Genomic DNA, 8,095 nt, shown 5'->3' on the forward strand with positions numbered 1-8,095 from the left:
CTTTCGCCAATCTACGACGTTGCGGGAGAAGCGGCTCGCCGAAACAGCTGATCTCCCCCCTTGCGGGGGAGATGGCCGGCAGGCCAGAGGGGGGTGCTGTCCCTCGGCGCTGAAAACTACCCCCGCTTCAACACCTTCCCCTGCTCGAAAAACCTCGCCCACGGATCGGCTTCCTTCAACTTCGCCAGCGTCGTCTTGTTGCCGATCGGGAACGCATTCGGCGCCAGCCCAGCCTCGATCTCGGCCCAGGTCACCGGCATTGATACCGTCGCGCCYTTCTTGGCCCGCGAGGAGTAGGGCGCGACCGTTGTCGATCCCCTGCCATTGCGCAGATAGTCGACGAAGATTTTGCCGGTGCGCGCCTTCTTAGACAGCGTCGCCGTGTAGCGGTCCGGGGCACCTTGTTCGAGCGCCTTGGCGAAATCGTGGGAGAAGGTCTTTACCGCCTCCCAGTCCGCCGATGGCTTCAGCGGCACCAGCACATGATAGCCCTTGCCGCCCGATGTCTTGACGAAGTTCGGCAGCGACAGCTCGTCGAGCTTGCCCCTGATATCGAGCGCCGCCTCGCGCACCGCTTTGACGTCGACACCTTCATCGGGGTCGAGATCGAAGATAATCTGGTCCGGCTGTTCAAGCTTGTCGATCGCGCAGCCCCAGATATGGATTTCGACCACGCCGTACTGGACGAGCGCTGCCACGCCATCGAAATCCCTTATGAACAGGATCTCCTCGCCATCCCCGGGGTCTTTCATCCGGGCGATCTTGTCGCTCATGCCGGCCGAAGCGTGTTTCTGGAAGAAGCGTGGGCCGCCGACGCCGTCCGGCGCCCGCACCAGGCTGAGTGGCCGGTTGACGACGAATTGCTCCATGCGTGGCCAAACTTGCGCGTARTGYTCGAGCAGRYCCTGCTTGGAGATCTTTTCCTCGGGCCACAGCAGCTTGTCAGGGTGGGAGAGTTTGACCGTGGTGGTCATCACCCCGGCGGATGTGCCGGTACCGCTTGACGCCGGCTTGGTCTTGGCTGTCGATGCCTTGGGCTTTTCCTGCACCACATCCTCCGCCGGCTTGTCCTCGCGCAGCCCCTGGAACGAGGCATGGCGTATTATACGGTCCGAGGTCCAGCTGCGAAACTCCACTTCGCCGACAAGCTCCGGCTTGACCCAGACCAGCCCCTTGCCCTTGGGCACGGCCTTGTCGAACGGCGAGTCCTTCGCCTTCAGCGCATCGAGCTTTTTCTTGAGCTCAGTCGCGCCCTTGGCCGAGAAACCGGTGCCGACACGGCCGGCATAGTGCAGTTTGCCAGCCTCATAATAGCCGACGAGCAGCGAGCGCAGCCCGCGCCCGGTCTTGTCCGACGGGAGGTAGCCGCCAATGACGAATTCCTGCCGCGCCGTGCATTTCGACTTCACCCAGGTCGGACCACGCCCGCTGCGATAGGGCGCATCGGCGCGTTTGGAGACGACGCCTTCCAAGCCCATACGGCAGGCATGCTCCAGCATGATCTTGCCGGGCTCGGAAAAGTGGTCGGAGAAACGCACCGCCGGATTGTCCGACTGCTTGCCGAGCAGCTCTTGCAAGGCCTGCTTGCGCTCGACCAGTGGCTCTGCGCGTAAATCCTTGCTGTCGAGCCGCATCAAGTCGAACACGTAGTAGATGAAGCGATTTGTCCGCTTCGCCGACAAATCCTGCTGCAGCAGCGAGAAGGAAGAAACGCCGCTGTCGGCGAGCACGACGACCTCGCCGTCGAGTATGGCGTCGCTGCATTTCAGCGCTGCCAGTTCCGCAGTGATTTCGCTGCCGAACTTCTCCGTCCAGTCGAGGCCGGTGCGGGTCAGCAACCGCACATCGGTGCCGGCAATCTGCGCCTGCATGCGATAGCCGTCGAATTTCACCTCATGCAGCCAGTCCTTGCCGCCGGGTGCATCCCGCTCCAGCGTCGCCAGTTGCGGTTCGATGAAGTCGAGGCGCTTTCCGGCCTTCGCCTTGCCGGCGGCCGGCTTGTTGGAATGCCAGACTTTTGGCTTCTCACCCTTGGCGGCCTTGCCCTCGCCGACCTCTTCGATCGTCAGGCCCGACTTCACCGATTCCGGCGCTTCCTTCAGGATGTCCTCGCCGGGCCTTGCGGCGGCATCGTCCGACTTGATCAGCAGCCAGTTGTCGCGCTTCTCGCCCGCCCGTGGCTTCAGCCGCACCAGATGCCACAGCCCATGCAGCTTGTGGCCCTTGAGCTCGAAGCTGATATGGCCCTTCTTCATCGCCTTGGCCGGGTCGATCTCGGGCACCCATGTGCCCTCGTCCCAGACGATGACCGAGCCGCCGCCATATTCGCCCTTGGGGATCGTGCCCTCGAAGGAGGCATAGTCGATCGGGTGGTCCTCGACATGCACSGCGAGCCGCTTYTCGTGCGGRTCGAGGCTYGGGCCGCGCGTCACCGCCCAGCTCCACAGCACGCCGTCGTGCTCGAGGCGAAAATCGTAGTGCAGTCTCGTCGCGGCATGTTTCTGGATGACGAAGATGCCGCCGGCTTTCGCGCCGCGAACAACCTTGCCGGCCGGCTCCGATGTCTTCTTGAAATCGCGTTTGGCGTGATACGGCTTGAGGCTTGCCATGGCTTGGTGTCCTCAGGCCGATTTGCGCTTGGGCGCGGCGGCTTTCGCCTTGGCGCGTTTGGCCGCCGGTTTGGCTTTCGCGGACGATGAGTTTGGCGAGCCCGAATCCGACGACAGGCTCTTCTTCAGCGCGTCGAACAGRTTGACGACGTTGGAGGGTTTGGGCGCGGCCTTGGTCTTCGGCGCCTTGTGCCCCGCCTTCTTGGCGCGGATCAGTTCGAGCAGCGCGTCCTCATATTTGTCGTCGAATTTCGACGGATCGAAAGTGGCCTTCTTCTTGTCGATGATGAGTTCGGCCAGGTCGGTCATCTCCTGATCGGTCTTCACCGCCTTGATCTCGCCGAACACGCTGTCCGGCTGGCGCACCGTATTGTCGTAGCGCAGCGTCGTCAGCACCATGCCCTTGCCAAGCGGCTCGATGACCACGGGGCGTTCTCGGCTGTAGAGCACGATGCGGGCCAGCCCAGCCATCTTCTTGCCCGCCATAGCGTCGCGGATGACGGCAAACGCCTCTTCCGACACCTTGTCGGCCGGCGCGACATAATACGGCGTGTCGAGATAGATCTGCTGGATCGAGGCTTTGTCGACGAAGCCGTCGAGCGCCATCGTGTGCGACGACTCGATCTGCACCGCCGCGATCTCGTCTTCATCGATATGGACGAAATCGCCGTCGGCGAGTTCATAGCCTTTGATCTCGTCGCCATCGCCGAGCGGCTTGCCGGTCTCGGCATCGACATAGATGCGCTTTACCGTGTTGCCGGTCTTGCGGTTCAGCACCCGGAACGAGACCTTTTCGGTATGGGTGACGACATTGGTCAACTCGACCGCGCAGGTGACCAGCGACAGCTTCAGATAACCCTTCCAGGCTGGGCGCGGCGCCATGGCAATTTCCCTTCAGCAATCAGATGAAGATGAGAACGGCCAGGGGCCCGCTCCAGTTCCGCCGGCGCATGACATCAGACATGCCACGGCGCGCCTGAGCCATTATGGCGCCCAGAACGGAAATTTCACGGGCACGGCAAAAATTGAAACAGAACCGCGCGCAGGCGACATTCAAACGAAACATATGTGATGCAAAAGTCACACTGGGCGGAATGGCGACAAAGAGCACTGAAAGACCCCGAATCAGCCGCATTCCGGCCACGAAGCGACGGGTTTTCGACCAGATATTAACATCGTGTTCACCGACTATTCACGCCTCGACGCTATGATGTCCGTCAATCGGAAGGGACATCCGAAAATCGGGACAGGGACAGGGTAAATGAACTTCCTTACGCACCTCATCGGCTATGCCGCCGCCATCCGCGAATTCGTCGCGCCGACCTATCGGCCCGAGCGCTATTACATGCGCGGCCCCGGTCCGGCTTGCGCCCGTCGCGGCACGTCGCTGGGCGCGCATTGATCATGACCTTCGAGAGCCGCCACAACAGCCGTATCTGCAGGCCGGGTGCCAATACCCGTGCCACCACCTATCGTTCCGAGCGCCCGGCTCTGAGCGACAGGCGTCGTGCGACATCGCCACGTCTTTGATCCCGCCTCCGGCTGGCCTAGTGTCCCAGGACACGAGCAGCCGAGGCCCGCGTGACCGACCTGTCCCAGTCAAGTCTGCCCCCATCAAATCAGTCAGAGTCCAGTCCTCCCGCTGAACCATCTTTCGATGCCAGCCATCCGCTGATCGTCTTCGACGGCGTCTGCGTGCTCTGCTCCGGCTTCGTGCGCATGGTGGTCAGGCTCGACCGCAAAAACCGCTTCCGCTTCGCCACCGCGCAATCGCCTTTCGGCGAGGCGCTGTTTCACAAGCATGGGCTGCGCACGGACTCTTACGAAACCAATCTCGCCCTGATCGATGGCGTCGCCTTCACACAGCTCGACAGTTTTGTTGCCGTGATGTCGGAACTCGGCTGGCCATGGCGGGTCGCCAAGGCGTTGTTGCTGCTGCCGCGCCCGCTGCGCGACTGGCTGTACAATCGCATCGCCAAAAATCGCTATGCCCTGTTCGGCAGGAAGGACAGTTGCGACGTCCCGTCGACCGAGCTGCGCGGGCGCTTGATTGGCTGAAGGCTCTCCGCGACGCCGTTTCGAGGTGCGAAGGCTTGCGCCGTGCCCGATCAAGGCCGAAAGATTTTTCTTGCGCCCTGTCGAAATCGGTCGCCGCCGCGCGACATCCGTCTGGCCCCGCAAGGACGCGGCCTTCGAAACCACGGGAGAAGACCCATGCGATACATGATTTTGATCAACGGCGACGAAGCCGCACTGGCGAACACGCCGATCGAGAAGGCCCAGCAGATGAGCGCGGCCTATGCCGCTTACACCGAAGCGTTGAAGAAATCCGGCGCATGGCTCGCCGGCGAACGGCTGCGCCCGAGCCAGGCGACCACCTCGGTGCGGATCACCGACGGCAAAACCAACGTGATTGACGGCCCCTATGCCGACACCAAGGAGCAGCTTGCCGGCTTCTATATGATCGAGGCGGCCGATATCGACACCGCCATCGAATGGGCGGCACGCTGCCCGGCGGCCAGCACCGGCACGGTCGAGTTGCGGCCGATCTGGGAAATGGCCGACTACATGCCCAAGAAATGACGGCATAATGGACAGTCGCCCGGAGATCGCCCGGGCGGCCGCCGAGGCCGCCGCCCGGCAGAGCTATGGCAAGCTGGTTGCCTGGCTCGCCGCGCGCACGCGCGACGTGGCGGCCGCCGAGGACGCGCTGGCCGACGCCTTTGCCGCGGCGCTCGAACGCTGGCCGAAGTCAGGCGTACCGGAAAAACCGGAAGCCTGGCTGTTGGCGGTGGCGCGGCGCCGCCGCGTCGATGCGGTGCGGCGGCGGCTCACCCGAGAGGCGGCCCGCGATCATCTCCAGCTGATCGCCGAAGAGATGGACGCGCGTATGACCGAGGAGGACCTGCCCGACGAGCGGCTGCGGCTGATGTTTGCCTGCGCGCATCCGGCGATCGAAGCGGGCGTGCGGGCTCCGCTGATCCTGCAGACCGTGCTTGGCTTCGATGCCGCGACAATCGCTTCCGCCTTCCTGGTCTCGCCGGCAACGATGGGCCAGCGCCTGGTGCGCGCCAAGACCCGCATCCGCGAAACCGGGATTCCGTTCCGTGTGCCGGAGCGCGCCRAACTCGGCGAACGGCTTGATGCCGTGCTGGAGGCGATCTACGCCGCGTTCGCCGAAGGCTGGTCCGATCCTGCCGGCACCGAGACACGGCGCCGCAACCTCGCTACCGAAGGCATCTGGCTAGGCCGCCTGGTGGCGACGCTGATGCCGGAAGAACCGGAAGCGCTTGGCCTGCTCGCGCTGATGCTGTTTGCCGAGGCGCGCCGCGGCGCCCGGCGCAGTGCCGAAGGCGACTTCGTGCCGTTGGCGCAACAGGATTGCGATCTATGGGACCGCGCTCTCATCGATGAGGCGGAGGCGCTGCTGTCCCATGCCGCGGCGAGCGGCGTCGTCGGCCGCTACCAGCTCGAGGCGGCCGTCCAGTCGGCGCATGCGGCGCGGCGGCTGACCGGCCGCACCGACTGGCCGGCTATCCGCGCGCTCTACGACGCGCTGTTTTCGATCGTCGGATCGCCGGTGGTGGCGATCAACCGCGCCGTGGCGCTTGCCGAGACGGAGGGCGCCATGGCAGGACTGGCAGCGCTTTACGTGCTGGGCGATGACAAGCGGCTCAATGAGTATCAGCCCTACTGGGCGGCGCGGGCCGGCCTCCTGGCCAGGCTTGGTCAGGCGCCGCAGGCAACCGAAGCCTATGATCGCGCGATCGGCCTCGAGCGCGATCCGGCGGTGCGCCGGTTCCTGCAAGGCAAACGCGCCGCTCTGCGAAACTGACCTTCAGCCCGGCCACATCTCGTGCGAAATGTTGAGCGTCTTCATCAGCGGGTGGCCGCGCAACTTGGCCCATAGCCGTTCGATATTCGGCCACGCCGCCCGCGCGGTTTCGATGTCTGGATGCCACGCAATGAGCATCACCAGATAGATGTCGGCCAGCGACATGGTCTCGCCGACCAGCCAGTCACGGCCTTGCAGAGCGGCATCGAGAACGGTGAAACCACGGTCCATTTCGGCGACGGCCGCCTGCTTGACGGCTTTCGTGCCGTCGGCGTCGGCCGTGTAGCGATAGGCGTAGTAGAGCCGCAGCACCGCCGGATAGAGCACCGACGACATGAACGCCATCCAGCGCAGGAACTCGGCGCGGGCCGGCGCATCGATCGCCGGCGCTAGGCCGGCATCGGGATGGCGTTCGGCGAGCAGGATGCAGATCGCCGCCGATTCGGTCATCGAGCTGCCGTCCGGCAAGGTCAGCACCGGCACCTGGTTCAGCGGGCTGATGTCGAGGAAGGCCGGATCGGGCCGGTCGGATTTCGGCACGTCGATCTGCTCGAACGGCGCATTCGCCAATGCCAGCGCTGCCTCGACGACGAACCCGCGGCTGCCGGGACGGGTATAAAGCTTGTACATGAAATCCTCCCCCGGCCCGTGGAAAACGGGCCGGGGCGATATGAACCGGAAGCGGGGTTCCGCTCAAGCCGGAGGCAGGCGCCACAGAAGGATTTTCTGCGGGCCAGCCGATCCGTAGAAAAGGCGGTGGCCTAAAGCAATTCCAGGAAAAGTGTGAACGGTTTTCCGTCCGGAATTGCGTCAGAACAAAGAGTTAGAGCGGGTCGCCGTTTCCGTGAAACGGTGAACTGCTCTACGCCCCCAAACCTTCGAACAGGATCGTCGACAGATAGCGCTCGGCAAAGGATGGGATGATCACCACCAGGGTCTTGCCCTTGTTCTCCGGCCGCGAGCCGACGACGATCGCCGCCTGCAGGGCAGCACCCGACGAAATGCCGACCGGCACGCCTTCGAGGCGGGCGACGAGACGCGCATTGGCAACGGAATCCTCGTTCGAAACCTTGACGATCTCGTCATAGATCGTGGTGTCGAGGATCTTTGGCGCGAAGCCGGCGCCGATGCCCTGGATCTTGTGCGGGCCGGGCTGGCCGCCCGACAGCACCGGCGAGGCCTCGGGTTCGACGGCGACGATTTGCACCGAGGGCTTACGCTTCTTCAGCACCTGGCCGACGCCGGTGATGGTACCGCCGGTGCCAATGCCGGCAACGAAGATGTCGACCTCGCCCTGCGTGTCGTTCCAGATTTCCTCGGCGGTCGTCGTGCGGTGGATTTCCGGATTGGCGGGATTTTCGAACTGCTGCGGGATGATGGCGTTGGGGATCGTCGCGGCCAGCTCGTCGGCCTTGGCGATGGCGCCCTTCATGCCTTTCGGRCCYTCGGTCAGCACCAGYTCGGCGCCGAGCAGCGCCAGCATTTTKCKGCGCTCGACCGACATSGTCTCSGGCATGGTCAGGATCAGCTTGTAGCCCTTGGCGGCSGCGGCGAAGGCAAGCGCGATGCCGGTGTTGCCCGAGGTCGGTTCGATCAGCGTCGTCTTGCCGGGCGAAATCTTGCCGGCCGCCTCCAGCGCCTCGATCATCGC

General features: G+C 64.0%; 9 protein-coding genes. 5 read left to right on the forward strand and 4 right to left on the reverse strand.

The genetic code is table 11. From position 1 onward, the window contains the following. Window positions 1-116: 116 nt before the first annotated feature. Together ligD and ku are read right to left on the reverse strand one after the other, a co-directional pair. Window positions 117-2,609, reverse strand: coding sequence for a DNA ligase D (ligD, locus tag AC1DX0_RS26855; RefSeq protein WP_477357449.1), 2,493 nt, complete (start codon window positions 2,607-2,609; stop codon window positions 117-119). A gap of 12 nt (window positions 2,610-2,621) precedes the next feature. After that, complete coding sequence (gene ku, locus AC1DX0_RS26860; RefSeq protein ID WP_477219030.1) at window positions 2,622-3,491, reverse strand: non-homologous end joining protein Ku; 870 nt, start codon at window positions 3,489-3,491, stop codon at window positions 2,622-2,624. On the opposite strand from ku, the gene AC1DX0_RS26865 reads away from it, so the two are divergent. From AC1DX0_RS26865 to AC1DX0_RS26885, 5 genes are all read left to right on the forward strand, one after another. Then, window positions 3,490-3,681, forward strand: a complete 192-nt coding sequence (locus AC1DX0_RS26865; protein ID WP_477219029.1) for a hypothetical protein — start codon at window positions 3,490-3,492, stop codon at window positions 3,679-3,681. The two genes, ku and AC1DX0_RS26865, sit on opposite strands and share 2 nt — an antisense overlap. Before the next feature lie 189 nt (window positions 3,682-3,870). After that, window positions 3,871-4,011 (forward strand): hypothetical protein, encoded by a 141-nt coding sequence (locus tag AC1DX0_RS26870; RefSeq protein WP_013892047.1) that lies wholly within the window; start codon window positions 3,871-3,873, stop codon window positions 4,009-4,011. A 203-nt stretch (window positions 4,012-4,214) separates the two neighbouring features. After that, complete coding sequence (locus AC1DX0_RS26875; protein WP_477219117.1) at window positions 4,215-4,667, forward strand: thiol-disulfide oxidoreductase DCC family protein; 453 nt, start codon at window positions 4,215-4,217, stop codon at window positions 4,665-4,667. 156 nt (window positions 4,668-4,823) lie between these two features. Then, complete coding sequence (locus AC1DX0_RS26880) at window positions 4,824-5,192, forward strand: YciI family protein (protein WP_477219028.1); 369 nt, start codon at window positions 4,824-4,826, stop codon at window positions 5,190-5,192. A gap of 7 nt (window positions 5,193-5,199) precedes the next feature. Next, the gene (locus tag AC1DX0_RS26885) at window positions 5,200-6,444 is read left to right on the forward strand and encodes an RNA polymerase sigma factor (protein WP_477357451.1); all 1,245 of its coding nucleotides are present in this window, start codon (window positions 5,200-5,202) and stop codon (window positions 6,442-6,444) included. Window positions 6,445-6,447: 3 nt separating this feature from the next. Here the strand turns inward: AC1DX0_RS26885 and AC1DX0_RS26890 are convergent, their stop codons facing one another. Together AC1DX0_RS26890 and cysK are read right to left on the reverse strand one after the other, a co-directional pair. Continuing rightward, on the reverse strand, window positions 6,448-7,074 hold the full coding sequence (locus AC1DX0_RS26890; protein ID WP_477219026.1) for a glutathione S-transferase family protein: 627 nt from the start codon (window positions 7,072-7,074) through the stop codon (window positions 6,448-6,450). Between the two features lie 232 nt (window positions 7,075-7,306). Then, on the reverse strand, window positions 7,307-8,095 hold a 789-nt coding region (cysK, locus tag AC1DX0_RS26895), incomplete at its 5' end, for a cysteine synthase A (protein WP_477357453.1).

The sequence above is a fragment of the Mesorhizobium sp. P3_A9 genome (assembly GCF_056402975.1).

Bases quoted from the DNA above. Each gene is read 5' to 3' on its own strand.
- AC1DX0_RS26890 (WP_477219026.1), bottom strand. From the start codon at position 7,074: ATGTACAAGCTTTATACCCGTCCCGGCAGCCGCGGGTTCGTCGTCGAG.
- AC1DX0_RS26880 (WP_477219028.1), top strand. From the start codon at position 4,824: ATGCGATACATGATTTTGATCAACGGCGACGAAGCCGCACTGGCGAAC.
- AC1DX0_RS26865 (WP_477219029.1), top strand. From the start codon at position 3,490: ATGGCAATTTCCCTTCAGCAATCAGATGAAGATGAGAACGGCCAGGGG.
- AC1DX0_RS26870 (WP_013892047.1), top strand. From the start codon at position 3,871: ATGAACTTCCTTACGCACCTCATCGGCTATGCCGCCGCCATCCGCGAA.